This is a genomic window from Cryobacterium sp., assembly GCF_025463825.1.
In the GTDB taxonomy this organism is placed as follows: domain Bacteria; phylum Actinomycetota; class Actinomycetes; order Actinomycetales; family Microbacteriaceae; genus Cryobacterium.
Genome location: NZ_JAODBG010000011.1, coordinates 31,812 through 56,990, shown reverse-complemented (window position 1 = coordinate 56,990; position 25,179 = coordinate 31,812). Strand labels below are relative to the sequence as shown.

Annotated in this window: 27 protein-coding genes and 1 pseudogene; 6 read left to right on the top strand and 22 right to left on the bottom strand. The window is 69.7% G+C overall.

Annotation, left to right across the window (positions count from 1 at the left end):
* Window positions 1-87: 87 nt before the first annotated feature.
* From JWP54_RS01245 to JWP54_RS17630, 3 genes are all read right to left on the bottom strand, one after another.
* A complete protein-coding gene (locus JWP54_RS01245; protein WP_297366365.1) occupies window positions 88-480 on the bottom strand; it encodes a cation:proton antiporter in 393 nt (130 codons plus the stop codon).
* 359 nt (window positions 481-839) lie between these two features.
* Window positions 840-1,304 (bottom strand): hypothetical protein, encoded by a 465-nt coding sequence (locus JWP54_RS17635; protein ID WP_367274168.1) that lies wholly within the window; start codon window positions 1,302-1,304, stop codon window positions 840-842.
* Window positions 1,301-1,834: an alanine racemase gene (locus JWP54_RS17630; protein ID WP_367274167.1), complete on the bottom strand. Its 534-nt coding sequence runs from the start codon at window positions 1,832-1,834 to the stop codon at window positions 1,301-1,303. The genes JWP54_RS17635 and JWP54_RS17630 overlap by 4 nt, the downstream gene beginning before the upstream one ends.
* Between JWP54_RS17630 and JWP54_RS01235 the strand changes: the two genes are divergently transcribed.
* From JWP54_RS01235 to JWP54_RS01225, 3 genes are read left to right on the top strand one after another with little or no spacing between them, the layout of a single operon-like run.
* A complete protein-coding gene (locus tag JWP54_RS01235; RefSeq protein WP_297366364.1) occupies window positions 1,809-2,204 on the top strand; it encodes a hypothetical protein in 396 nt (131 codons plus the stop codon). The two genes, JWP54_RS17630 and JWP54_RS01235, sit on opposite strands and share 26 nt — an antisense overlap.
* 31 nt (window positions 2,205-2,235) lie before the next feature.
* Window positions 2,236-3,198, top strand: a complete 963-nt coding sequence (locus tag JWP54_RS01230) for an ATP-binding cassette domain-containing protein (protein WP_297366363.1) — start codon at window positions 2,236-2,238, stop codon at window positions 3,196-3,198.
* Complete coding sequence (locus tag JWP54_RS01225; protein ID WP_297366362.1) at window positions 3,195-3,893, top strand: ABC transporter permease; 699 nt, start codon at window positions 3,195-3,197, stop codon at window positions 3,891-3,893. The genes JWP54_RS01230 and JWP54_RS01225 overlap by 4 nt, the downstream gene beginning before the upstream one ends.
* 158 nt (window positions 3,894-4,051) lie before the next feature.
* On the opposite strand, the pseudogene JWP54_RS01220 reads toward JWP54_RS01225, so the two are convergent.
* A pseudogene (locus JWP54_RS01220) lies at window positions 4,052-7,405 on the bottom strand (bifunctional proline dehydrogenase/L-glutamate gamma-semialdehyde dehydrogenase).
* A 138-nt stretch (window positions 7,406-7,543) separates the two neighbouring features.
* Between JWP54_RS01220 and JWP54_RS01215 the strand changes: the two are divergent.
* Window positions 7,544-8,440 carry a LysR substrate-binding domain-containing protein gene (locus tag JWP54_RS01215; protein WP_297366361.1) on the top strand — a complete coding sequence of 299 codons (897 nt, stop codon included), beginning with the start codon at window positions 7,544-7,546 and terminating at the stop codon, window positions 8,438-8,440.
* 6 nt (window positions 8,441-8,446) lie between these two features.
* On the opposite strand, the gene JWP54_RS01210 is transcribed toward JWP54_RS01215, so the two are convergent.
* The 11 genes from JWP54_RS01210 to JWP54_RS01160 all read right to left on the bottom strand — a co-directional run bounded on the left by JWP54_RS01210 (window position 8,447) and on the right by JWP54_RS01160 (window position 18,973).
* Window positions 8,447-9,331 carry an HAD family hydrolase gene (locus JWP54_RS01210; protein ID WP_297366360.1) on the bottom strand — a complete coding sequence of 295 codons (885 nt, stop codon included), beginning with the start codon at window positions 9,329-9,331 and terminating at the stop codon, window positions 8,447-8,449.
* On the bottom strand, window positions 9,328-10,512 hold the full coding sequence (locus JWP54_RS01205) for a cysteine protease StiP family protein (protein WP_297366359.1): 1,185 nt from the start codon (window positions 10,510-10,512) through the stop codon (window positions 9,328-9,330). The genes JWP54_RS01210 and JWP54_RS01205 overlap by 4 nt, the downstream gene beginning before the upstream one ends.
* Entirely contained in the window at window positions 10,509-11,999 is a 1,491-nt protein-coding gene (locus tag JWP54_RS01200) for a phosphoribosyltransferase domain-containing protein (protein WP_297366358.1), read from the bottom strand. Before JWP54_RS01200 ends, JWP54_RS01205 begins: the two co-directional genes overlap by 4 nt.
* Window positions 11,996-13,114, bottom strand: a complete 1,119-nt coding sequence (locus JWP54_RS01195; protein WP_297366357.1) for an HpcH/HpaI aldolase/citrate lyase family protein — start codon at window positions 13,112-13,114, stop codon at window positions 11,996-11,998. The genes JWP54_RS01200 and JWP54_RS01195 overlap by 4 nt, the downstream gene beginning before the upstream one ends.
* A 78-nt stretch (window positions 13,115-13,192) precedes the next feature.
* Window positions 13,193-13,723: a hypothetical protein gene (locus JWP54_RS01190; RefSeq protein ID WP_297366356.1), complete on the bottom strand. Its 531-nt coding sequence runs from the start codon at window positions 13,721-13,723 to the stop codon at window positions 13,193-13,195.
* Window positions 13,724-14,023: 300 nt separating this feature from the next.
* Window positions 14,024-14,566: a TerD family protein gene (locus JWP54_RS01185; protein ID WP_297366384.1), complete on the bottom strand. Its 543-nt coding sequence runs from the start codon at window positions 14,564-14,566 to the stop codon at window positions 14,024-14,026.
* A gap of 5 nt (window positions 14,567-14,571) precedes the next feature.
* Window positions 14,572-15,081 (bottom strand): hypothetical protein, encoded by a 510-nt coding sequence (locus JWP54_RS01180; protein WP_297366355.1) that lies wholly within the window; start codon window positions 15,079-15,081, stop codon window positions 14,572-14,574.
* A gap of 33 nt (window positions 15,082-15,114) precedes the next feature.
* On the bottom strand, window positions 15,115-16,317 hold the full coding sequence (locus tag JWP54_RS01175; protein ID WP_297366354.1) for a toxic anion resistance protein: 1,203 nt from the start codon (window positions 16,315-16,317) through the stop codon (window positions 15,115-15,117).
* A 45-nt stretch (window positions 16,318-16,362) separates the two neighbouring features.
* The gene (locus JWP54_RS01170) at window positions 16,363-16,941 is read right to left on the bottom strand and encodes a TerD family protein (RefSeq protein ID WP_297366353.1); all 579 of its coding nucleotides are present in this window, start codon (window positions 16,939-16,941) and stop codon (window positions 16,363-16,365) included.
* Between the two features lie 52 nt (window positions 16,942-16,993).
* Window positions 16,994-17,584: a TerD family protein gene (locus tag JWP54_RS01165; RefSeq protein WP_297366352.1), complete on the bottom strand. Its 591-nt coding sequence runs from the start codon at window positions 17,582-17,584 to the stop codon at window positions 16,994-16,996.
* Window positions 17,585-17,791: 207 nt separating this feature from the next.
* A complete protein-coding gene (locus JWP54_RS01160) occupies window positions 17,792-18,973 on the bottom strand; it encodes a TerC family protein (protein ID WP_297366351.1) in 1,182 nt (393 codons plus the stop codon).
* 149 nt (window positions 18,974-19,122) lie between these two features.
* Here JWP54_RS01160 and JWP54_RS01155 point away from each other — a divergent pair, with 149 nt between their 5' ends.
* On the top strand, window positions 19,123-19,617 hold the full coding sequence (locus tag JWP54_RS01155) for a MarR family transcriptional regulator (RefSeq protein ID WP_297366350.1): 495 nt from the start codon (window positions 19,123-19,125) through the stop codon (window positions 19,615-19,617).
* Between the two features lie 103 nt (window positions 19,618-19,720).
* Here the strand turns inward: JWP54_RS01155 and JWP54_RS01150 are convergent, their stop codons facing one another.
* The 7 genes from JWP54_RS01150 to JWP54_RS01120 form a co-directional block, all read right to left on the bottom strand.
* The gene (locus JWP54_RS01150) at window positions 19,721-20,101 is read right to left on the bottom strand and encodes a CrcB family protein (RefSeq protein WP_297366349.1); all 381 of its coding nucleotides are present in this window, start codon (window positions 20,099-20,101) and stop codon (window positions 19,721-19,723) included.
* Window positions 20,098-20,535: a CrcB family protein gene (locus tag JWP54_RS01145; protein WP_297366348.1), complete on the bottom strand. Its 438-nt coding sequence runs from the start codon at window positions 20,533-20,535 to the stop codon at window positions 20,098-20,100. The genes JWP54_RS01150 and JWP54_RS01145 overlap by 4 nt, the downstream gene beginning before the upstream one ends.
* Complete coding sequence (locus JWP54_RS01140) at window positions 20,535-21,272, bottom strand: 2,3-bisphosphoglycerate-dependent phosphoglycerate mutase (RefSeq protein WP_297366347.1); 738 nt, start codon at window positions 21,270-21,272, stop codon at window positions 20,535-20,537. Before JWP54_RS01140 ends, JWP54_RS01145 begins: the two co-directional genes overlap by 1 nt.
* A gap of 53 nt (window positions 21,273-21,325) precedes the next feature.
* On the bottom strand, window positions 21,326-21,856 hold the full coding sequence (locus tag JWP54_RS01135) for a universal stress protein (protein WP_297366346.1): 531 nt from the start codon (window positions 21,854-21,856) through the stop codon (window positions 21,326-21,328).
* A 148-nt stretch (window positions 21,857-22,004) separates the two neighbouring features.
* Complete coding sequence (locus tag JWP54_RS01130; RefSeq protein ID WP_297366345.1) at window positions 22,005-22,832, bottom strand: siderophore-interacting protein; 828 nt, start codon at window positions 22,830-22,832, stop codon at window positions 22,005-22,007.
* A gap of 48 nt (window positions 22,833-22,880) precedes the next feature.
* A complete protein-coding gene (locus tag JWP54_RS01125; RefSeq protein WP_297366344.1) occupies window positions 22,881-23,351 on the bottom strand; it encodes a hypothetical protein in 471 nt (156 codons plus the stop codon).
* A gap of 70 nt (window positions 23,352-23,421) precedes the next feature.
* On the bottom strand, window positions 23,422-24,507 hold the full coding sequence (locus tag JWP54_RS01120) for a D-2-hydroxyacid dehydrogenase (protein ID WP_297366343.1): 1,086 nt from the start codon (window positions 24,505-24,507) through the stop codon (window positions 23,422-23,424).
* 56 nt (window positions 24,508-24,563) lie between these two features.
* On the opposite strand from JWP54_RS01120, the gene JWP54_RS01115 reads away from it, so the two are divergent.
* Window positions 24,564-25,172 carry a TetR/AcrR family transcriptional regulator gene (locus JWP54_RS01115; RefSeq protein WP_297366342.1) on the top strand — a complete coding sequence of 203 codons (609 nt, stop codon included), beginning with the start codon at window positions 24,564-24,566 and terminating at the stop codon, window positions 25,170-25,172.
* Window positions 25,173-25,179: the final 7 nt, after the last annotated feature.

Genomic DNA, 25,179 nt, shown 5'->3' with positions numbered 1-25,179 from the left:
CGACGGGCCAGAGCGCCGCCTCCTGCAGCCGGGTCCGGTAGGCCGTGGAGGGCGTGCCGCTGGACCGGGTGCGGAAGTGCGACATGCTCACGGTGAAGCCGGCCGCGACGACGGCGATGATGCCGAGGCGTGGAGCTGCTCGGCGGCGAAGTATGCCAGGAACGGGACCAGCAGGTTGAGCCCGCTCTCGATGGTGGGGTTGCCCACCTTGGCGCGCACGCTGATGACGACCCGGCCGATGACCACACCGAGGATCAGGCCGATCAGGGCCTCCCAGCCGAAGAGCAGGAACGGGTTTTCGATGAACTCGCGGTCGCCGGTCACGGCGGCCACCGCCACGGCGAACAGGGTGAGCGCCGCCGCGTCGTTGACGAGGCTTTCACCGGTGAGGATGGAGATCGTGCGCCGTGGCAGGCCGATCTCGCGCCCATGGCTGACGGTGGTGACCGAGTCCGGCGGTGAGACCACTGCGGCGAGCACGAGCGCGCCGGCCAGTCAGAGGTCGGGGGAGAGTCACGAGGTGAGCAGGCCCACCACCGCGGTGGTGAAGACCACCAGGCCCACGCCGAGGCCGAGGATGCTGCGCAGGTTCTTGACGAAGGCGAAGAACGAGAAGTTGAGGGTGGCGGAGTAGAGCAGCGGCGGACCACGACTCCGAGGATCAGCTCGGGCTCGAGTTGCAGTTGCGGCAGGCCGGGGATGAACGAGATGGCCGCCGCCAGGGTGACGGTCACGATGCCGGCCTGCAGCCCGCGGAGGTGGGCGAAGGCGGCGATGACCAGCGCGCCGGTCATCACGAGGAGGAGTTGAACATCCATAACGCCTGTCTTCCCTTGCTGCTAGGTGTTGGCGCCGCGGGCGTCGATGGGCCAGCGCCCCACGACGACACCGTCGCGCACCACCACGTATTCGTTGGCGAGGTTCACGGCGGTGCAGACGTGGTTCGGCACGACTCGAACCTGACTGCCGGCGGGCAGGTCGACCCCGGTGATGGTTGCGTGGTGCTCCGACAGTGCGGTGACCCGCGCTTCGGGGTGGTCGAGCAGGCGTCCGAAACCCGTTGAGTACGATCCTCGATCGGCGCCGAGGACCTTGCTGCCCGCATCCGCGATGAGGCGGCCGCCGTGCCGGGACACCACGGTGGTGTGCACGGCGAGGGCGATATCGTCGGGCGACGACATGCCGAGCTCCCACTGTTGCGCGTCCCGGAACACGTAGACGCCGGGGCGAAGCTCGGTGAGCACCGTGGCGTCGGCGAACTCGGCGGAGGGGGTGGAGCCCCCGCTGACGATGCGTGCCGTCACGCCGAAGCCGGCCAGGGAGAGCAGCGCGGCGGAGAGTTCGCGCGCCTCATCGGCCGCTGCCGCGCGGCGGCGGCGACCGGCCCCGCCTGGGTTGCGGCCACGCCGCTGCGCTGGTGGCCGGAGTCCACCTCGACGAGCACCGCCAGCCGGTCGAGCAGACCGGCGGCGGCGTGCGCGGCCCGTTCAGCACCGGCGATGGAGTCGACGCCGATGAGCAGCGGACCCGCCCCGACCGGGATGGCTTCGAGCAAGCGTCGCAGCCGGGCGGTCTTGTCGGCGTCGAGCCAGAGCGGGTAGGCGATGAAAATGTCGGTGAAGCCGGCCGCCGCGAAGGTTTCGGCCTCGGAGATCGTGGCGACCGTGATGCCGCTGGCGCCGGCGGCGGCCTGCCGGCGCGCGATCTCGACCGACTTGTGCGTTTTCACGTGCGATCGCAGCGCCAGCCCGGCCGCGGCGGCGAAGGCGGCCATCCTGGCGATGTTGCGCTCGAGCCGCGCCGCGTCGATGACGAGCGAGATCGGCACGGTCACCGGTGATGCCATTCTCAAGGCGTCCCACGGCAACATCCAGATCGGCGAGTCCGGCGGCGACCTCGACGCGAAGCTGTCTTACGGCGACCTCGAAATCGCACGGGCGTTCGCCGCCGTCTCGGCGAAGACCGCGTACGGCAGCATTCAGTTGGGCGAGGTCTCGAGCGGGTCGGTGCAGGTCGAGAGCGGCTTCGGCCAGATTGCGATCGGCGTGCGACCCGGTGTTCCCGCCTGGCTCGACCTGGCGTCCAAGAACGGGCGCCTGCGCAACGAGCTCGCCGGCGATACCGCGCCCGACCCGACCGAGCAGACCGTCGCTGTGCGTGCGCGCACCCAGTTCGGTGACATCAACATCCGTCGCGCGCAATGACGTGTGACTCAAGTGAAAGGAACCGATTCCTATGACCACCACATCGATTGCCGTCCGCGGGCTGCGGAAGTCCTACGGCGACAAGATCGTGCTCGACGACGTTGACCTCACCGTGCGCGCCGGCACCGTCACCGCGCTGCTCGGCCCGAACGGCGCCGGCAAGACCACGACCGTGCACATCCTGTCCACCCTCGTGCGGCCGGACGCCGGCACCATGACCGTCGCCGGCTGTGACGTCGGGCGCGATCCCGACGGCGTGCGCGCCGCGATCGGCCTCACCGGCCAGTTCTCGGCCGTCGACGGCCTCCTCACCGGCGAAGAGAACCTGATGCTGATGGCGCGGCTGCGCCACCTCGGTGAGAAACGGTCGAAGACCCGGGTGGCCGAGCTGCTCGAGCAGTTCGACCTCGTCGGGGCCGCCCGGAAGCCCCTGGCCACCTACTCCGGTGGGATGCGGCGGCGCCTGGATCTTGCGATGACCCTCGTCGCCACCCCGAGCGTGATCTTCCTCGACGAGCCCACCACCGGGCTGGATCCGCGCAGCCGGCGCGCCTCGTGGGGCATCGTGCGCGACCTCGTCGCGGAGGGCACCACCGTGCTGCTCACCACGCAGCACCTGGAGGAGGCGGACGAGCTCGCGGACCACATCGCGGTGCTCGACCAAGGCCGCATCGTCGCCGACGGCACCCCGGACGGGCTCAAGAGGCTCGTGCCCGGCGGGCACATCCGGCTCCGGTTCGCTCACGCCGCTGCCCTCGACTCCGCCGCCCGGGTCCTGGACGGGGCCACCCGCGACGACGCCGGGCTCGCACTGACCGTGCCCAGCGACGGCGGGGTGCACGCCCTGCGCAGCGTTCTGGACCGCCTCGATACGGCCCAGCTCGACGTCGACGACCTCAGCATCCACACCCCCGACCTCGATGACGTGTTCTTCGCCCTCACCGGCACGCAGGAGGGCCCCGGACCCACCGATACGAAAGGACCCGAATCATGACCACCATCACCGCCCAGCGCCCCACGACGCAGGGTGCAAGACGCCAAACGCACGTGATCGCCGACGCCAACACGATGCTGCGCCGCAACCTGCTGCACATGGTGAGCTACCCCGGCCTGTCCGTGTTCACCATCGCGGGCACCGGCGGCGGCACCGCCACGACGGTGTCGATGGACATGACCGAGGGGATCACCGCGCGGTTCCGCACGATGGCGATCTCCCGTGCCGCGGTGCTGGCGGGGCACGTGCTCGGCAACACCATCCAGGCCATTCTCGCCGTCGCGCTCGTGCTCGGCGTCGGCGTTCTGATCGGCTTCCGCCCCACCGCGAGCCCGCTCCAATGGCTGGCCGCTGCCGGCCTGATCGCACTCATCGCGTTCGCGATCACCTGGCTCGCCGTGGGCATGGGGATGCAGGCGAAGTCGGTGGAAACCGCCAGCAATCTGCTGCTGCTGCTGCTGGTGCTGCTGCCGTTCCTCGGCAGCGGCTTCGTGCCCACGGAGTCGATGCCGGCAGGCCTGCAATGGTTCGCGGACTACCAGCCGTTCACCCCGGTCGTCGAGACCCTCCGCGGACTGCTGCTCGGCACTCCGCTCGGCTGGAACGCGGTGCTCGCCGTCGGCTGGTGCGTCGTCATCACGGTCATCGGATACGTCTGGTCGATGGCGCTCTACGAGCGGAAGTCGGTGCAGTAGACAGCGAGTTGCACTGCAGGGCGGTCGCGAGCGCATCGCGGCTGCCCGCCGGACGTTCCGCCCGAAGGGGCCCAATTGTCGACCTGCTGATTGACCTGGTCGCCGCCGATGCCCTCGGGCCGTGAGTCGCCTAACGGCGAGACCCCCGGTCCCGCCGCTCAGATGAGGGCGTCGGTGAGGTGGTTGGCCGTGCCGAACCGGTGCGCTGTGATGGAGACGGCCTGCTCCCGAAGGAAGGGCAGCAGGTCGATGCGACCGGACTCGGTGGCCGGGTTGGCGTAGACCGCCAGGTCCGGTCGGGCCCCGCTGGCCGCCGCGACGGAGGCCGCGCCGGCGCCGAGCAGACGCACCCGGCCGGCACCGTAGCCGGCCACCCGTCGGTTCCAGGCCGCCTCGTCGTCCACCACGACCTCGCCGGCGATCGCGCCGATGGCGGCTGCCAGCTGAGCGGGCAGGGCGGTGCCGCTCGAGACGGTGATGCGCGTGCCGGTGAGCGCGGCCGCGGCGACGGTGCGGGCGAGCGCACCGAGGGCACCGCCCGGGGCGAGGCGCACCAGGACCGGCTTGTCGAACGGGAGATAGCGGAAGACATTCCGCTCGGCGGTCAGCTGCGAGACGTCGTCGGCCACACCGAAGCGGGTGGCCCAGGCCGCCGCGTCGCTGCGGGTCGCGCGATCAAGGCTGTCGGCCTCCGCGGCAGGCAACTCGGCGCGGGCGGCCGCCACAAGACCAGCCACTCGGGCGTCGGTCACGGCCACCCCGGTCCCGGCCGGAGCCGGGGTCCAGGAGCCGAGGCCGGTCAGGTAGTCCGGGCCGCCGGCCTTGGCGCCGGGGCCGACGGCGGACTCCTTCCAGCCGCCGAAGGGCTGGCGGCGCACGATGGCGCCGGTGATGCCGCGGTTCACGTAGAGGTTGCCCGCCTGGATGCTGCCCAGCCACTGGCCGATCTCGCGCGGGTCGAGGGCGTGCAGCCCGGAGGTGAGCCCGTAGTCGACGTCGTTGACGAGGGCGATGGCCTCCGTGAGGGTGGCGGCGGTCATGATGCCCAGGATCGGGCCGAAATACTCGATCCGGTGGCACTCGGAGCCGCGCGAGACGCCGTCGCGAACGCCCGGGGTCCAGGACCGGCCGGTATCGTCGAGCTGGCGGGGCTGGAGCAGCCAGCGTTCCCCGGCGCCCAGCGTGCTGAGGCCGGCGAGCAGCTTGCCGGCGGCCGGTTCGATGATCGGTCCCATCTGGGTCGCGGAGTCTTCCGGATAGCCGACGGTGAGGGAGGACACCGCGTCCAGCAGCTGGGTGCGGAACCGGGCCGATTCGGCGACCGAGCCCACCAAGACCACCAGGGATGCCGCGGAGCACTTCTGACCGGCGTGCCCGAACGCGGAGGAGACCACATCCTTGACGGCGAGGTCGAGGTCCGCCGATGGGGTCACGATGATGGCGTTCTTGCCGCTGGTCTCGGCGAGCAGGGGCAGATCGGCGCGGAAGGACCGGAACAGCTCCGCGGTCTCGTAGGCCCCGGTGAGGATCACCCGGTCCACCTGCGGGTGTGCGACCAGCTGCGCGCCGAGGTTCCGTTCGCTCACCTGGATCAACCGCAGCAGGTCAGAGGGCACGCCGGCCGCCCACATCGCCTCGGCGACGATCGCACCGCACCGGGCGGTGAGGGCGGCCGGCTTCAGGATCGCGGCGGACCCCGCGGCGAGGGCGGCGATCGCCCCGCCGGCGGGAATGGCGACGGGGAAGTTCCACGGTGGGGTGATCAGGGTGACGGCGGCCGGCGTGAACCGGGCGCCGTCCACACTGTCGAGTTCGGCGGCGAGTTCGGCGTAGTAGTGCGCGAAGTCGACGGCCTCGGAGACCTCCGGGTCGCCCTGGTCGATGGCCTTGCCGGCTTCGGCGGCCATCACCTCGAGGAACTCGGCGCGGCGCAGTTCGATTTCGTCGCCCACGCGGTGCAGCACCCGTGCGCGCTCGGCGCCCGGCAGCAGGCCCCACGCGGCGCCGGCCGCGGCCGCGGCGGCCACGACACGGTCCAACTCGGCCGGGTCGCCGACCTGCGCGGCGGCAACGCTGGCGAGGCCGAGCCCAGAGCTCGGCACCCGGTCCAGGATGGCTCGGGCCCAGTCCCGGTTCGCGGCGACGGACGGGTCGGTGTCCGGGGTGTTCTGGAACGCGCCCGCGACCGGCCGGGGACGGCGGCGTACCGGTCGGCGACCTTGTGCGTTGGCGGCACGAGGCCGTCCAGGCCGGCGACGGAGGCGAGGAACCGCTCCTGCTCGCGGGCGAAGAGGTCTTCGTTCTGGTCGAGCTCGAACACCGCCGACATGAAGTTGTCGCTGGAGGCGCCCTCTTCCAGACGCCGGATCAGGTACGCGATGGCCACGTCGAACTCGGTGGGGGACACCACCGGTGTGTAGAGCAGCAGCGAACCGACCTCGCGGCGCACCGCCTCGGCCTGGCCCTGGGCCGTGCCCAGCAGCATCTCGTATTCGATGCCGGCGCGCACGCCGCGGCGGCCGGCGAGCAGCCAGGAGTAGGCGACATCGAAGAGGTTGTGGCCGGCGACGCCCACTCGCACATTGCGGATGCGCTCGGGCTGCAGCGCGTAGTCGATGACCCGCTTGTAGTTGGTGTCGGTGTCCACCTTGGAGGTGCAGGTGGCCAGCGGCCAGCCGTGCACCGAGGCTTCCACCTGCTCCATGGGCAGGTTCGCACCCTTGACCAGGCGCACCTTGATGGCGGCACCACCGCGGGCGCGCCGGGCTGCACTCCATTCCTGCAGCCGGATCATGGCCGCCAGGGCGTCCGGCAGGTAGGCCTGCAGCACGATGCCGGCCTCGAGGTGCAGGAATTCGGGCCGGTCGAGGATGCGGGTGAAGACCGCGATGGTGAGGTCGAGGTCCGTGAATTCCTCCATGTCGAGGTTGACGAACTTGGCGGTCGGGGCGGCGGCGGCGCGGGTGAAGAGCGGGGCCAGCTCCGCCACGACGTCGTCGACGGCCTGGTCGAAGGCCCAGGGGTTGTGCGGGGCGACGGTGGACGAGACCTTGATCGACACGTAGTCGACGTCGCCGCGGGCGAGCAGCTTGTGCGTGCCCTCGAGCCGGCGGCCGGCCTCGCCCCGGCCGAGCACGGCTTCGCCGAGCAGGTTGAACCACCACCCCGGGCAGGATGGGGGCCATGGTGCCGCCGAGCCTGACGGCGCCGCGCAGCGCGGCAGGCAGGAAGCCCGGCACCTGGGGCGCGATCGCCTTGAGCTTCGCTGCCGCCACCTTCACGTCCTCCGGCCGCACGACACCATCGACGAAGCCGACGGTGAAGTCGAGTCCCTTCGGGTCCTTGAGCACCCCGGCCAACTGCGCGCCGGAGGCATCCACCGGATACGACGAGGCCTCGCGCAGCCACCGGCGCACCAGCGCGATGGCTTCGGCGCTCAGGGTGGCGTCGACGGAATCGGCGGACGGGGAGGTCGGGGTGCTCGCGCCCGGGGCGGCTGAGAGGAGGGTCATGGCGACCTTTCGCGGGGGAGGAAGGAGGCCGAGGAGAAGCCTGCGGGCCTATCCCCTAGTATTCGGAGAAAGAAGCGTCAAGAAAAGCGATCGTTTCTTACCGTTATCCATAAGCTGTGCTGATTGAAGGGTGGACCCGTGTTAGATGTGCACCGCCTGATGCTGCTGCGTGAGCTCTCGATCCGCGGCACCATGGCCGCCGTCGCCGAGGCGCTGGTCTACAGCCCGTCGGCGGTATCGCAGCAGCTGACTCTGCTGGAGAAGGAGACCGGCACTGTTCTGCTGCGAAAATCCGGTCGCCGGGTGCAACTGACCCCGCAGGCGGAGATCCTCGTGGCCGCCGCCGAAGAGCTCTCGAACATCCTCGAGCGTGCGGAAGCGGAACTGCAGGCCGCGCACACCAGCGTCCGCGGGAAGGTACGAGTGGCCGTGTTCCAGTCGGCCGCGCTGGCGCTGATGCCGTCGGCGCTGGGGACCATGTCCGCGGAATACCCGGACGTGCGGGTCGAGATGGTGCAGAAGGAACCGGAAGAGGCGCTGCACGAGACCTGGGCCAGGGACTTCGACATGGTCATCGCCGAGCAGTACCCGGCGCACTCCGCGGCGTGGCTACCGGGCCTCGAGCGGCGCGACCTGACCACCGACGCCATCCGCCTCGCGGTGCCGGCAGGGACGGCGGGCACCGCGCTCACCGACATGCGCGGACGGGCGTGGGTGATGGAACCACGCGGAAGCGCCTCCCGGCACTTCGCCGAGCAGGCCTGCCGCTCGGCCGGATTCGAACCCGACGTGCGGTACGAGGCGGCCGACCTGCAATCACAGATCCGGCTGATCGAATCGGGCAACGCCGTCGGGCTGATGCCCGACCTGGTCTGGACCGGCCGCGACACCTCGTGCCGGCTCATCGACCTGCCCGGGCAGCCGCGGCGCACCATCTTCACCGCGCAACGCGACGCCGGCCTGGGCTCGCCCGCCGCGAACGCGTTGCTGCGGGCGCTTGCGCGGGCCGCGCGGGAGCAACGTTCGCCCGCCTGACCGACGTCACCGGCCGACGGGTGAGCGAGCGGCGAGCGGGGCCGAGCCGACCTTGGCCGACGCGCCGGACACGGGCGAACCGCTGAGGATCTGGGCGGTGATGGAGCGCAGCAGCTCCTCGCCGGCCAGGATTCCGCGCGCGCTGGTGACGACGAGGTTGTGGCTCTGGAAGGCGGCCTCGTGCAGTTCGCCGTGCGCCGGCCGGTAGGCGAAGTGCGCCTCCTCGAGCATCCGCTGGTCGAGAAGCGAGTCGCCGGCGGCCAGCACGGTGGGTGCGCCGAGCCGGCGGCGCACCTCGGCGACGGCCGCGCTCTTGTTTACGGCTGCCGGCACGCAGTAGAGCTTGCGGCCCTGCACCGAGACGGTCCAGCCGAGCGCCAGGCACTGGGCGTGCAGGCCGTCGATCCAGGTCGCGGGCATCGCGTCGCGGTCGATGATCGCGTAGGTGAAGAGGTCTTCGGCGGTGTGCACCCGCAGGATCCAGTCGGTGGCGGCCGGATCGTCCAGCAGGGCCCGCACCTCGGCCAGCGGGGCGGCGTCGGTGTTCAGCCGGGACTGCAAGGCACGGGACCAGTCGGCATCCGGTTCACCGTCGGTGAGGATCGTGCCGCCGTTGGTGGTGATGGCGTAACGCGGCACAGGTCCGGGCAGCTGCACGCGACTGTACTGGGCGACGGTGCGGGTGGTGACGGGCACGAAGGTGGCCGTGCCGGCGAGGTCGACCAGGAGCCGCTCGGCGGTCCGGGTCATGTACGAGAGCGGCACCCCCTGGTAGACCTCGGAGACCACGATCGAGGGAGCATCGGCGTCGTCGGTCTCGAGCCAGAACGCCCGCGACGAGTAGATCAGGGTGCGGTCCAGGTCGCAGGCGACGAGATGGGAGGCGTTCACAAGGCACCTTCGGTCGGGGTCGGGGCCGGGGCGGGAGCCGGGCTGCTGCCACCGGGGCGGATGAGTCCGACGCAGCTATACGGCAGGTCGGGGACGGCCTCGATCGCGACGCCGCGTTGCTCGGCTAACAGCAGCACGTGGGCGATGTCGGCCACGGCATCCGCCCGCACCAGCACCTTCCAGGGGATGCGCCGCAGCAGCACCCGGGTGGTCTCACCGACGCCGGGCTTCACCAGGTTCACGTTGTTGATGCCCTGCTCGGCGCTGATGCGTTCCACGGCCTGCCAGCCGATCCAGGACGGCGTGCGGTCCTCGGCGTTCGCCACGGCGACGCCGGCGGACACGTCGTCATGGATGTCGGGGAAGTATCCGCAGACGGTGTCGAGGAACGCCCCGGAGACGTCGTTCGGGGCGAGGTCGGCGTAGAACTTCGCGCCGTGGAAGTCGTCCGGCCCGATCAGCTCGGTGTTGAAAACGGTGCGCGACACGAGCCCGGAGACGGTGGAGTTCAGGCAGGCGGAGGGGATCAGATAGTCCTCGCGGGTGCCGTGGATGGTGACACAGTGGCCGGGGTCGGCGAGCACCGCGAGGTCGTTCGGGAAGAAGATGCCGTCGGTCTCGCCGAACAGGGCGATGGCCGCGGAGAGTTCGCGGGCGATGGCCCCTTTGCCGGTCCAGCCGTCGACGAAGATGATCTGCGCCGGGTCGTGGTGGGCGGCGAGGTAGCGCAGGGCGGTCTGGTCGAGCCCGACACCGCGCACGATGCTCATCGTGTAGTGCGGCACGTCGATGCCGCGCTCCTGCAGTGCCCAGCGTCGCATCAGGATGCCGATCGGCGTGCCGGCTCTGGCCAGGGAGACGAACACCGGGCGGTTGTCGCGCGCGGCGAGGGCAAGGTCGGTGACGACCCCCACGGCCTCGGCGAGCCGGCGACCGGAGCGGTCCAGGGCCTCCCGGTACAGCGCCTCGTACTCCGGCGACGGCAGGTATTCGATGGGCAGCGACTCGGCGTAGTTCGCTTCGCCGGTCTGGATCAGGTATTCCCGTTCTTCTGCGGGCGCCTCGAGTGCGACGCCCTCAAGGTCCTTGAGCAACCAGCGCACGTCGTCCGCGGCGTAGGAACCGAAGGCGGGGCCGCTGAGCGGAGTGGGCAGCACGGCCGCCGGGGGAAGGATCGTCATGGGGTGGGGGTCCCTTCGGTCAGGGTCGACGCTGTCAACAGCACGACCACGACGTTGTCGCTCACCTGGCGGATGGCGTCGATCACGCCGTCGGCGCCGTCGAGCGTGGCAGGATCGGTGCCCGGTTCCGGCAGGAACACCACGGCGCCGAAACGTTGGTGGGCGGTGGTGAGGTTGTAGGCGAAGCGCACGCCGACCCCGTCCGAGGTCGTGTCGTGGCTCTGGAACCGGATGGCGCTATGGATGGGGTAGTCGGGTCGGTCCAGAGTGGCGATCGGCGACCGGGTGCTGGTGGAGAACCTGACGGTCCGCGACGCGGCTGCACTGGCGAGCTCGTCGGCGATGAACATCGGCAGGGCGATGAATTCTTCTGAGCCGAGTACCAGGACGCCACGGTCGGGTGTGCTGGTTGGCCGGGTCGAATCGACGGCCGGCAGCGTCGTGGCCACCCGCCGGGCGATCGTGGCGGCCAGCGCGGTGGAGACAGGTTCGGTGGTGCCGAAACGAGCGCTCCGCACCGGGGGCAGATCGGTGCAATCGAGCAGGTGCACGGCGCCGCCCAGAGGCTCGGTGCCGTCGGCTGCCGGCTCGGCGGCGGACATCGAATCGATCAGCCGGCCGGCGCGCGTGAGAACGTCGGGGGGCAGCGCGATGGAGCCGGCGGCCAGGCAAACCACGTCAATCCGCGTGTCGAGACGTCCGGCCAGGTCGTCGAACCGGGCCAGGTCGGCCGCGGACCGGAGGTCGATGAGCGAGGCGATCACCCAGTGCCGTTGCGGGCGGAGGGCGTGCAAGGCCGTGACGGTGTTGATCACGGTGGTGCCGGTGCTGAGTTCGTCGTCCACCAGGATCGCGGTGCCGCCGGCGCACAGCCACTCCGGGTCGGTCGGCAGCAGTGCGTGGTCGGTGGCGTGTGAATGCTCTTCGGCGAACCCGGCGAACGACGTCGCTCCGGCGGGCGCGTGCCGGGTGGAGTGCAGGTAGTAGGCGTGGAGGGCGTCGGCGACGAGCTGGCCGAGCCCGGTCGCGGTTTCGGCATAGCCGAGGGCCACCACGTCCGGGTGTGCCGTGGTGGCGGCGCGGATCTCGCGGCGGAGGTCCGTGAGGTCGAGGCGGGCCCGGTCGGTGGCCGCGGGGGTGCGTGGCCCGGCCCCCTCGGCGAGGAGGGTGACCAGGGCGCCGAGACGGCCACCGAACTCGCGCGCCCGCTGCGCGGTGCCGGCGCCAGTGCCGCCGTCGGCGCCGAGGGCGTCGGAGACGAGCAATCCGAGCAGCTCTCCAGCCGCCAGGGCGATTCCGGGCACCGTGGGCACGTGCTTGGCGAGCACGGTGGACACCAGCAGGTGGGCGCGCTTGGGGTTGTGGCGGAGCGCGATGCCCACCAGGGCGTCTACGTCGAGGATGCTGCGCGCGTCATCCGTGCGCACGTGGATGTCGAGGGCGTCGCGGACCGAACCCGTCGGCCAGAACGGGGTGGTCAGGGTCACCGCATGCTCGCTTCGAGGAGGTCCACGAAGGTGGTGGACTCGGATGCGACACCGAAGGCCTGGGCGCGCAGCATGGTGCGGTGGGCCCAGGTGGAGTGCGGCTTGGCTTCGTTCATCTTGTTGCCGTACGGGGAGGCGCTGGCCCCGCCGGTCACGTCGCTGAGTATCACCGAGGCGTCGAGGAACTCCTCGTGGCTGACGACGGACATGGCGTGCACGACGGGCACGTGGGTGGGGTGGATCACGGTCTTGCCGAGCAACCCGTTGGCCTGGTCGAGGGAGATCTCCCGGATCAGGCCGTCCAGGCCGCCGAGCAGCAGCCGATGCCGGAGCTCCCGCTCGTTGGCCTCCACGAATGGGGTCATCCGCAGTTGCGGGCGCAGGATGCGCTCGGTCTCGTAGTGCTCCCAGACCGTGCCGGTGATCACGAAGTTGTCGTCGGATCGGCCCAGAACGTTCACGATGTCGGAGATCACCGACGCGACCACCTGCACGTCGTACACCGTGAGGTCACGGGAGCGGCGCAGGCCGAATGCGCTGGAGAGGTCGGTGGCGCCGATCCGGGCGGCCAGCACGTCGTCGCGGTTCTCGTGCAAGATCTCGCGGATGGACGAGAGCGCCGAGTTGCGGGTTTCGCTGTGGATCATATTCGGTGACTCGAGGATCGGCATCAAGCGCAGGCGTTTGCCGCCGGCTAACCCGTCGGCACCGCTCAGCCGCTGGATCTGGCGCAGGACGACGAAGAACGCCTCGGCGTAGCCGTTCGCGTTCTCGAACTTGGGAACCACAAAACCGCTCAACAGATCGAGGCCGGCCCCGCAGGACTCGGCCACCCGCAGCATCTGCTCGGGTGTGCGCACCCGTACGAAGAGCAGCGGCAGGGCGGTGTCCGGTTCGTCGAGCGACAGGCGATGCAGGGTGACGATCGCCTCGGCGACGTTGATTTCGGCACCGTCCACCGCGCTGTCGGCGATCGAGTCCTCGAGGCACAGCACCATGCTGACGCACCCGCGGGCGGCCTGCTTGACTACGGCCTCGGCAATGCGCGGCCGATCGCCCGGGCAATACAGCGTGGCGCCGAGGGCCGCCGCGAGCAGCGGCGCGGCGGAGTCCACAGTCACCTCCTGTGGCCGCCGGTGGAAAAGCTGATCGGCTTGGAAATCGTCGAGGAAGGCGAAGTGACGCATGGGTGGTTATCGACTCCGGGACTCTCGAGGGGCGACGTATGGCGTAAGGGTGAAGCCGAACTGGGTCAGAATCGCGGCGTCCGGAGCGTTTTTGTCCACCGGTTCGGCCCGCAATTCGAGCACGTTACCGATCCTCGATAAACAGAGGATGAACATCCGGCTGCCGTCACCCGGCGCGACGGTGACCGCTGACCCCGTGAACAGCTGCACGCCGAGCGGGGTCGGTCCCCTGCCGACGAACAACGCGCGGCGCAGGTGCCGCACGTGCCGCAACGAGACGAGCGCATCCGCCGCGTCGAAACCCACCAGCGGCCGGTTGCCGGAGGTGCGCACGGGGGTGCCGGCAGTGTCACCGGCTGCCGTGGCCGAACCGGTCACCCGCGAGTCGTCCTCCCACACGGCCAGGTCGGCGCCGCTGACGATGAGGTTGCCCACGGCTGACTGGCGCGAGTTGAGCCGCAGGACCGGGTCGGTGTCGCCGAGCTGGCTGACCTCGTCGATGGTGGGGGCGGGGAACGGGAGCAGGTTCGGGGGCACCGGCGTGGGCGCGACGCCCGGAGCGGGACGGGCGGATGCCGTGGGGCCGCCCGGCGCGCGACCCGGCGACAACCCGGCGGATGCCGCGGGGCCGGCCGGCGGGCGACCCAGCGACAACCCCGCTGATGGCGAAGCACCGGTCGGCACCGCACCGACCGACAAGCCGGCGAGCGGTGCCCGGCGGGGCTCAGGTTCGTGAGCCGTGGCGGCCGGGTCCGGCGTGGCCGCGGGCCGGGGCTTTACGCGCCGGCGCAGATACCCGACGTCGCTGCGGACGCCGGAACGGTTCAGTACCACGGGTCAGAGGTCGATTCCGAAGTCGGCCGCGACACCGCGCAGCCCGGTCGAGTAGCCCTGACCGAGGGCGCGGAACTTCCAATCGTCGCGGTGGCGGTAGAGCTCACCGAACATGAGTACGTCCACGTCGCGGGCCTCGCCGTCCGGCAGGTTGAAGCGCACCAGTTCGCGGTTGTCCCGGGTGGCGACCCGCACATACGCGGAGCGCACGGCCGAGAAGTTGCCGGCGCCGCGGACGTCGGGGTCCACATAGACCACGAACACGATTTTCGAGACCTGGGCGGGAACCCGGGACAGGTCGACGTCGATCTGCTCGGTGTCGCCGTCGCCTGCGAACGCGACGGAGCCGTCCTGACTGACGATCTGGTTGAAGAAGACCAGGTGGTCGTTGGAGAGTGACATGCCGTGGGCGTCGCACATGATCGCTAGGGGCACCAGCTCAGCCTGCGGTCCGCGGCTGGAGATGCTCTCCCAGCCGAAGCCGACCAGAAGCTCGGTGAGGCCGGGGTTCTCCGCGGTGAGGGCGGCGTTGGCCCCCGCGATCATCGAGCTCACGCCGGGCCGTCCAGGGTGAGGCTGGGCGCGGCGAACTTGTCGGCGAGAAAACGGCCGTGCGTGGACAGTTCAGCGATGGCGCCGATGCGGATCTGGTTGAGCAAGTCGCTGATCGTCTCTTCGAGGATGCCGAGTTGGGTGGAGAACTGCAGGGTGGCGGCGGAGTCGTCGGTGCGCTCGCGCTCGGGTAGAGCCAGGTAGGCGCGCAGGGGCGTGGGCAGGTAGTCGCGGATCATCGCATCCAGCAGCACCCGTTGTTCGGTGGAGGCATTCTGCGCGGCCATCATCTCGATCACCTGGCGCAGATGGTCGTCGATCTGCGCGAGCCGGGAGGCGAGCAGCGTGGGTAGCTCGCCTCCGGCACTGCGCACCGCGGAGCGCATCTGGTTGAGAGCGCCGAGGGTTGCCTCGTCTTCGGTCTCCACCGCCCTGCGCGGCTCGACGTTCACCGGGCTCAAGTCGGCCTGACCCTTGAAGAAAGAATCCACGAACTTGCCGAATGCCATCTGCGTCACCCTCCCCGTTGCCTGCCTGTGTGTCTAGCGCAGTTCGCGCTGGTCTCCCTGCTTGCTGCGCTCCAGGTAGGGTCTGGCCTTCTGCAACCCGGTTTCTAGCGCCGTGACAGTGCCCTCCATGTTCTTGGCCGCGGTGACCCGGAAGGTGTCGATGGCGTCCATGGTCTCGAAGACGTTGTCAAAGGCCTTCTGCAGCGTCTCGACGCTGACGCCGGAACTCGACGCCTGCTCGTGAATGCGCACGGTCTGATCCTTGAGCATCTCACTGGTCTTGAGAATCATGTTGTTGGTTGTGGTGTTGATCGCGTCGATCTGGTCGAGCACCATCTTCTGGTTGGCCAGGGCCTGCGCCACGATGACGGCCGTGCGCAACGCCGCGATGGTGGTGGTGCGAGCCCGGTCGACCCCCTTGATCAGCTCGAGGTTGTTCTTGCGGATCAGGTCCATCGCCAGGTAGCCCTGCACGGACACGGCGAGCTGGGTGAGGATGTCCTGGTGGCGCTGGCGGATCGGGAAGAGCACGTCGGCTTCGAGCTTCTGCGCCTCGTCGATGCGGCCGGCCGCGCGGGACGCGTCGATCTTCTCGACGGTGGCGTTGTCCAGGGCCTTCGCGAAGACGGCGTACTCGCTCAGGGCCTGCATGGTCTCCCATAGCTGCACCTTCTCGCCGGCGAGGGACGCGTTGTCCTTGAGGAGTTCGTCCTGACCGCTCATCAGCGACTTGATGATGGCGTCGAGCTGGGTCTGTGCGGACTCGTACTTCTGGAAGTACTTCGCCAGCTTGTTCCCGCCGGGGATGAAGCCCAGGATCTTGCGGCCCACGCCGAGGTCGGCCTGGTTCGGAGTGAGGTCCTCGACCGTTGTCCGCAGGTCGCCGAGGGTGTTCGCCACGGTGACCTGGGCACTGTTGCCACTGCGCTTGGCGCCGGCGACCGAGGAGCTGGAGCGCTCCAGCATCCGGCTGGAGTACCCACTGGACTGCACCATCTCGGTGCTGGCGAGGGCCGAAATTCCCTCGATCTTGGTGGTGAACTCCGGCGTCCTCGGGTCGAGGGCCGACACATCCGCCACGAAGTCCCGAGCCTGACGCGCAATCTCCTGTTGACGCTCGGCGGGAACCGGGACCATGCCGGGAGCGTCGTCGGCCACCACGATGTCCGGAGCATCCGGCGCTTTGAGGACCAGGGCGGTTTCGGTGGCGTCCGGGGGAGAAAGGGGCGAGCTCATGCGTCTTCCTGTCTGCTTTTGAAGTGGCGGGGAGTGGCGGGGACGTTAGTCGAGCGAGATCCCGAAGTCGGTGGCGATGCCCGCAAGTCCGGAGGTGTAGCCCTGGCCGACGGCCTTGAACTTCCAGTCGGAGCCGTTGCGGTAGACCTCCGCGAAAAGCATCGCGGTCTCGGGGGCGGCGTCCTCGCTCAGGTCGAAGCGCACGATCTCGTTGTTGTCCTGGTCGACGACGCGGCAGTACGCCCCGCGCACCTGGCCGAAGTTCTGGCGGCGTGCATCCGCCTTGTCGATCGAAACCACGATCACGACGCGGGACACGTCGCTGGCCACCAGGTTGAGGTCGATGGTGATCTGCTCGTCATCGCCCTCGCCGGCGCCGGAACGGTTGTCACCGAGGTGCACGACCGACTTGTCGGCAGCGGCCGGCTGGTTGTAGAAGATGAAGTCGGCGGAGGAGCGCACCTTGCCGTTGTCGCCGATGAGCAGCGCGGAGGCATCCAGGTCGAACGCCTCACCGCTAGTCGTGCGGGGGTCCCAGCCGAGGCCGACGGTGGCGACCGTGAGTCCGGGGCTGACCTTGGTCAGCGAGAGGTTGTTGCCTTTTGCGAGTGTCAGACCTGCCATGGGAATTCTCTCCTTGTGTGTGACTGCGGGGTGGATGAGCTGGTGGTGCGGGTCAGATTACCTTCGCTGCTGCGGTGAGCAAGTCCATCGCCGAGCGTCCGGTGGCCCGCTCGCCGACGGCCTTGAAGGTCCAGCCGGCGCCGTCGCGAGAGACCTTCGACATGATCATCGCGGTGTGCGGACCGCTATCGGTCAGCTGGTATCGGGCGACCTCAGGGGTGCCGGCGGAGGAGTCGTCCACGAGGCGGCTGAACGCGTTCTCTACCAGGTCGAAGGTCTGCTGGCTGTAGCTGCTGATGACGAAGACGATGTGCGAGACCGCGGGGGAAACCTTGGTGAGGTCGACGAGGATGGTTTCGTCGTCGCCATCGCCGGCTCCGGTGAGGTTGTCGCCGGTGTGCCGGGTGGATCCGTCCTTGCTGCTCAGCTGCTGGAACCAGACGGTGTCGAGGACCTTCCCTGCGGCGTCGAAGAAGATCGCCGAGGCGTCCAGGTCGACCTCAGCGGCCTTGCCGCGACTGAACAGGCCGCGCTTGACCGGGGCGGCGCTGTCCCAGCCGAGGCCCATCCGGACTTTCGAGAGGCTGCCGCCATCCGCCTTGGTCAGTGAGAGAGACTGGCCCTTTGACAAGCTCAAACCCATTGTGTACTCCTTCGTGTGACGTTTTCGGTAGCTGCTGATGCAGTTGGTTCGTGGGGCGGGGCCTGGTGCGTGCGGACGAGGTTCGCCGCCTGGCACGGCCAGCGCCAGTGCGCGCCCAGTCTAGAGGCCTCGCCGGTGACAAAGCCGAGAGAAGCGGGCGGGGACCGGGCGAAATTCCGCCCGATCCGCCGCCCGCTTCTCGAACCGCTACTTGGTGACGCTGTTGTGCGCTGCGTGGGCCTCGGCGAGCAGGGCCTGCAGTTCCTCATCCTCGGCGGCACGGGCGTGGTGCTTGGGCGTGAGTAGGCCCAGGGCACGCTCGTGGGCGACGACGAGGGCATAGGTCTCGTCCCGGGTTTCACCCTTGCCACTGAATTCGCCGGCGAGGTACTTCTTGGCGGAGCCGCGGCTGAGGGCGATTGCGCTGTGGGCGCGGCCGGCCGGGCTGACCAGCGACGCGACAACGGTGACCGCGAGGACGCCGATGATCACGGCGAGGGACAGGCCGGTGCTGATCTCGAAGACCGGCACGTGCTCGCCACCGTTGATGAACGGCAGGGCGTTCTCGTGCAGCGCGTGCAGCACCAGCTTGATGCCGATGAAGCCCAGGATCGCGGCGAGGCCGTAGCTGAGATAGATCAGGCGGTCGAGCAGGCCGTCGATGAGGAAGTACAGCTGACGGAGGCCCATCAGCGAGAACGCCGTGGCGGTGAAGACGATGTAGACGTTCTGGGTGAGGCCGAAGATCGCGGGCACGGAGTCCAGCGCGAACAGGAGGTCGGTTCCACCGATGGCCACCATGACCAGGAGCATCGGGGTCATGACCTTCTTGCCGTTCTCCATGGTGAACAGGCGGTCGCCGTCGTAGCGCTCGGTGGTGTGGAAGAGGCGCTTGGCGAGGCGGATGATGAAGTTGTCGGCCTCGTCGCTCTCGGCTTCTGGCTTGAGCAGCTTGATGGCCGTGTAGATGAGGAACGCGCCGAACAGGTAGAACAACCAGGCGAACGAGTTGATCAGGGCCGCGCCGAGGAAGATGAAACCGGTGCGGGCGATCAGTGCGAAGACGATGCCGAAGAGCAGCACCTTCTGCTGGTCGGCGCGGGGCACCTTGAAGCTTGCCATGATGATCAGGAACACGAACAGATTGTCGACGGACAAGGCCTTCTCGGTGATGTACCCGGCGAAGTACTCGGTGCCGAGTGTGCCGCCACCGAAGAGCAGGACGCCCAGTCCGAAGAGGATCGCGATACCGACGTAGATCGCAGACCACTTTGCAGCCTCGGGCAGCGTCGGCTCGTGCGCCTTGCGCACGTGGAAGAAGAAGTCGAAGGTAAGCAGTGCGAGGATGCCGAGGATCGTGAGGAGCCAGACGTATCCGGGTATGTCCATGGGTGGTTGTTCTCCGGGTGTAGTGGTGTGAAGGTTGGGTTGCCCCAGCCATTCGCCGCCTGTCTGAGACAAGTTAGGCGGCTCCACTATGTTAGTTGGGTTCCTCCAACTATTTGTCCACGTTCCAAAGAGTCAGGCAACATTCAGCTATGGTTCAGAGCCGCGAACCCGATGCCCCGGTGGGTGAGGCACTCGAATCGGCGCTGTCGACGATCCTGCGGTGGTCCACCCGCGCCGAAAACCGACGGATGCTGCACGACTCCAGCGGTGCCGCACTGTCGAGCACCGACTCCTGGCTGCTGGAACGGGTGGTGGTGGCCGGTCCGCTGCGGATGTCGAAGCTCGCCGGCTGGATGGCCGTGGACAAGTCGACGATGACCACCGAGATCCGCCGGCTGGAGAAGTCGGGCCTGGTGGTCCGCCGGCCGGATCCCATCGATCGCCGCGCCGTGCTCGTGACGGCAACAGAAGAGGGCCGCACCGCGATTGCGAAGCACCGGGAGCTCGCCCAGGGCGTGTACGACACCCTGGTGGGCAAGTGGACCGAGCCCGACCGCACCGAGTTCGCCCGGCTGCTCGGCCGGTTCGTGGACGAGCTCTCCTGGGTGACCGAGGCCGTGGCCCGGCACAACGAGTCGATCTGACCGCCCCCTGGCCGGCAGCCCTTCCCTCGCACGCAGATAAGGAAATAGTGAGATGACAAGGACGTTTTCGGGGATTGCGTCCTAAAAAACGCACTATCTCCGGTTAGTCGGCCGCGAGGCCCAGCCAGAGGCCGAGGAATGCGCAGCCCACCGACAGCACGAGCATCCCTAGGCCGCTGGCCAGGGCGGTCACGGCGCGCCGGGCTCGGGCCAGCCGCACGGTCTCATAGCTGGCGGTGCTGAAGGTGGTGAAGCCGCCCATCACACCGCCACCGAGCACGAGATGCCAGGCCTCCGGCAGCCAGAGGGCCAGGGTGAGCCCGGTGATCAGGCCGAGCACCAGGGAGCCGAGCCCGTTGATGAGCAACGTGCCGACGGGCAACGCCGTGCGCACCCGGGCTCTGACCAGACCGTCCAGGACCAGGCGCCCAGCCGCGCCGAGGCCGCCGGCCAGGGCGACGACCAGGAAGAGCAGCGGAGTCACGAGTCGACCACCGTGCCGTCGACCCGGCGCCGGCGATGCAGCGCGGCGGCGGCGGCGATGCCCGCCCAGGAAGCGAACGCACCGAGGACGACGGTGCCCAGCGCGTACAGCAGGGCCGCACCGAGACGGTCATCGGCCAGGAGCAGGGTGGTGTCGGTGGCCAGGGCGCTGTACGTGGTGAAACCGCCCAGCACCCCGGTGCCCAGCAGCAGTCGCAGCTGCCGGCGCCGGCCCTCATCGGCGCCGCGGCTCGTCAGAGTTTCCAGCAGCAGGCCGAGCAGGAACGCACCCACCACGTTGATGCCCACGATCACCACCGCTACCCCGGCCACCGGCGGAACCGAGATCGCCAGGAGCTCGCGCAGTGCAGTGCCCACCGTGCCGCCTGCGAAAACAAGGGCGATGGCGCGCCAGCGCAGGTGCACGGGGCGCATCAGGTGCCGCCGTCCAGCGTGAGCGCCAGCGCGGCGGCCTCGGCTCGCGGGGCGTCGAGGTAGCGCCGGTCGCCGTCCTGGTAGACCAGCGGGTGCCCGGTGGGCAGGTTGAGCCGGTGGATTGCCGACTCGTCGAGATTCTCCAGCACCGCGCAGTAGGCGCGCAGCGAGTTGCCGTGCGCCACGACCAGAAGCGTTCGCCCGGCCGCGAGCAGCGGCAGCACCCGGTCGGTATGGAACTCGCCGACCCGGCCCATCACATCGCGCAGGGACTCGGTACGGGTGAGCGCCCGGGCCGGCAAACCGCGGAACAGGGCGGTGTCGGCGACGGCGGCGAACAGCTGGTCGGACATCGCCGGCGGCGCCGTGTCGACCGACCGACGCCAAGCCAGGAACTGGGCCTCGCCGGCCTCGGCGCGCACGTCGTCCTTGTGCCGGCCGGTCAGGGCGCCGTAGTTGCGTTCGTTCAGTCGCCAGTCGACGACTACCGTGCTCGCGGGCAGGCCGAGCGTCGCGGCGACGATCGCCGCGGTCTGGCTGGCGCGCTGCAGGGGGGAGACGAGCACGGCATCCGGCACCAGGTCGTTGGCCCGGAGCAGGGCGGCGGCGGCGGCGGCCTCGGCGGCCCCGGAGACGGACAGGCCGGGGTCGAGGATGCCGGTGAAGAGACCGGCCGCGTTCGCGGTGCTCTGGCCGTGGCGCAGCAGAACGAGGGACCCGCTCAACCTGCTCGTCACCGTTCACCCGCCCGTCTCGTCGGCCGGTGCCGGCCACGAAAAGGGTACACCGCTCAGTCCGACTCCCACTGCGGCGCATCGTCGAACGAGACCGGGGACAGCGGAATCACCACCACCGGCCGGTTCTGCCGGTGCGCCAGGTTCATGGCGATCGAACCGGCGAAGAACTCCTGCAGGTTGCCGCGCACCGTGCCGTCCCTGGTGCCCACCACGATCATCGCGGCCCGGAGCGACTCGGCGAGCTGCCCGAGTGCCCTGGCCGGATCCCCGCTGAGCTGGCGAGTGCTCCAGGTGATGTCGTGGCCACCCAGGATTCGGGCCAGGTGGGCGTCCAAGTAGGGGTTGAACTGCGGCGTGGGAGCGGTCGCGGGCGAGATCACCGGGGCATCGCTGAGCGGGTCGATGCCCGTGCCGCCCTCAGGGGCAACGGAGTATGCGTGGTCGTCACGAGGATGCCGGCCGGGATCCACCCAGGCGCAGACGAGTTCGGCATCGAAACGCGCGGCGAAGACCGCGGCCTGCAGCACCACCCCGTCGGCCTGGCCGGGATAGACGCCCACCACCACACTGGTCCGGATGCTCATGGCGCCCAGAGTGACAGAAGACCCGCCAACCCGGTAGGCCCCATTCAGGACTGTGGAGAATCCGATGCCCTGCGGCGAGCGACCCACCCTGTCCTGTCGCTCGGCGGCCCGGCCGTCGACGGACTGGCGGCAGAGCCGCAGCCGCCGGTTAGCCGACGGGCAGGATCACGCCGACGGGCTCGCGCTTCTCGGCCTGGAACCGGTCCTCGGTGCGGCCCAGCGCCCAGTAACCCGACAGGGAGAGTTCGGACTTGTGCACGCCGCGGGCGGAGAACACATTGCGCAGGCCCTTCATCGCCGACCGCTCGCCGTGGGCGAAGATCTGCGGCCGGCCGGGTAGCCAGGTCGCGGCATCCACCGTGGTCACCAGCAGCTCCGGGTCGGTGCCGAACAGCCACTGCACCGCGACCGCGCCAGGAGCCGCGAGTTCGAGGATCTCGCCGGGGTCGGCGACCTGGATGAACGCCAACCCGGTCGCGGTGGCCGGCAACGCGGCCAGGGCGGAGGCGATCGCGGGCAGGGCCGACTGGTCACCGGCGAACAGGTGCCACGCAGCGGCGGGGTCGGGGGCGTATCCGCCGCCGGGGCCGGAGAACGCGAGCGAGTCACCCGGCTGGGCCGCATCCGCCCAGGGCCCGGCCAGTCCCTCCGTGCCGTGCACGACGAAGTCGATCGACAGCGCGCGCGCTTCGGGGTCGACGTGTCGAACCGTGTAGGTGCGGGTCACCGGGAGGTCCTCCGGGGCCAGCGTCTCACGCAGCGCGGCGAGGTCGAAGGGCGGGATGAGGCCGAGCTCCGGCTTGGCGAAGTGGATCTTCACATACTTGTCGGTCGAGTCGTTCGGAACGAAGCTGTCGAACTGTTCGCCGCCGAGGACGATCCGCACCAGGTGCGGGCTCAGCTGTTCGCGGCGCAGGACCTGAAGGGTGATTTGCGGCCGGACGGGTCGGGCCGGCGCGGGAGTGAGAGTAGCCATCTCGACCCACCCTAAGTTAGGTAACCCTTCCTTTGCAACGCGGCGGTGTCAGCCGAACCGCAGAATGCGAAATCCCGCCGCGTCCAGGGTGGTGAGCCCCAGCCGCTGCCGGAGGGTGCGCTCCCTCAGGTCCGGCACGATGCTGGAGAGGGCCAGGGCCGCCTGGAACAGCACCTCGGAGGCGACCAGGCGTTGCAGCTTCGGTGGCGCGAGTTTGGACCTGGCGCTCTGCACCACCACGATCCGTACGGCGTCCGGTGCGACCTGCTCGTCCAGCTCCCGCAGCATCGTGGCCGCCTTCACGAGCGAGGAGCGCCGGGCGTCCCGTTCGACGGCGAGCACGACGATGTGGGCCGGCTCGGCGGCGGACGCGTGGTCCGTCAATCGGAGGTTCGCCGTGTGGGCCCCCTCCCGCAACACGCACAGGAGCTCCGCGGCGTCCCCTTCGAGCAGGATCGGCGTGGTCAGGACGTGTTCGGCGATCAGCCGGATCTGCTCTGCACGCCGTTTCCGCGACATCCGTACCTCCCGATTTGTTTCATCCATTCTCCGGTACCGCCGAGGGCCCGCACTCCGGCAGGGCGGTGGGTCAGTAGAACTCGACCGTGTTCACAGTGTTGCGGAGCGGAGTGCCGTTCAGGAGGCGGGTGGCGTTGTCGGTGAACAGCTCGGCGATGCGGCGTTCCTCCCGCGGGTCGAGGGCTGCGGTGTGCGGGCTCACGAGCACGTTGGGCAGGTCCCAGAGCTCACTGGCGGCCGGCAGGGGTTCGGTGACGAACACGTCGAGCGCCGCGAAGCCGACCTGGCCGTTCTGGAGCGCGGCCACGAGGGCATCCTCGTCGATGACGGTGCCGCGGCCTACGTTGACGACCGTGATGCCGGGCCGGGCCGCCTCGAACACGGCCGCGCCCACGAGGCGGTCGGTGGCGGTGGTGCCGGGCAGCGAGATCACGATCGCGTCGGCGCGGCCGGCGGCCCCGGCGAGGTCGTCGATGGACACGTACTCGTCGACGAACGGGGCCGTCGTGCTGCTGCCCGGGCGGCGGGTGCCGATCACGTGCATGCCGAGGGCGGCGGTGAGCCGGGCGATTTCGCGGCCGATGCCGCCCAGGCCCGCCAAGAGCACGGTCTGGCCGCGCAGCTGGCCGAGCGGCCGCCGGCCGGGCCATTCGTGGGCGCGCTGGTCGGCCTGCAGCCGGGGCAGTTGTTTGGCGCCGGCGAGGATGCCCAACAGGGCGAACTCGGCCAGGGGGCCGCCGTGCACGCCGGCTGAGGTGGTGAAGGCCACCCGGGCCAGGTCCGGGTCACTGAGCCCGGCCGCCTTGACCTGCGCGCCGCCGCCGGCGGCCATGAGCTGCACCCAGCGCAGCTTCGGATTCGCCTCCACCGTGCGGCGCAGGGCGGCCGGGTCGACATCCGGAATCCCGTAGAGCGCGTCGGCGGAGTCCAGCAGGCGCTCGAACGCGGCCTGCTGATGCGGTGTGCGCTGGAAGGCCGGGTCGCCGTTGTGGTCGGCCGGATGCCGCATCGGCGGCAGCAGGGACTGGTCGCGCACCAGCTCGATGCGCGGTTCGGCCTGCTCGATCAGTCGGCAGTCCTCCTCGGACAGCGGGGACGCGACGACGACCCTCAGCGTGGACGACGACGGGCTGGCTGGGGTGCTGCTGGCGGTCATGCGGACGGCCTTTCTGGGGAACGGGACTGGAGCTGCTCCTGGTCTAGCCTTACAGCATGGCGACGCTGGGCAGGTACCCGAAGGGTGTGGCGAAGCGTGCTGAGATTCTCGAGACGGCGTTGGCGCTGGTGGCCCGGCAGGGGTTCCGTCAGACGTCGGTGCGGGACATCGCCGACGCGGTGGGCCTCACGCCGGCCGGTCTGCTGCACTACTTCGAGTCCAAGGACGACCTTTGGGTCGCCATCCTGCGGAAGCGCGACGAGCTGGACGCCTCCCCGGGCCCGGCGGATCCCGACCCCGCCGGCACCCTCGCGGCCGTGGTCGGGCACAACGCCGAGGTGCCCGGGCTGGTACAGATGTTCTCCAACCTGTCCGCCGCCGCAGCGACCGACCCCGAGCACCCGGCACACGAGTACTTCCGGGAGCGCTACGAGAGCGTGCGCGCCACGCTGGCGGCGGGGCTGGGTCGGATGCAGGCATCCGGCCGGCTCGAGGCGACGGTCGACCCCGAGGTGCTGGCGTCGATCCTGATGGCGGTCAGCGACGGCATGCAGCTGCAGTGGATGTTCGATGACAGCCGCGACATGGGCGCGCACGTCGAAGCGGTCATCGCGCTGGCCCGGGCGGGGAACCGGCCGCCGACGGCGAACGGTTCCCCCTCCTGAGCGGAAA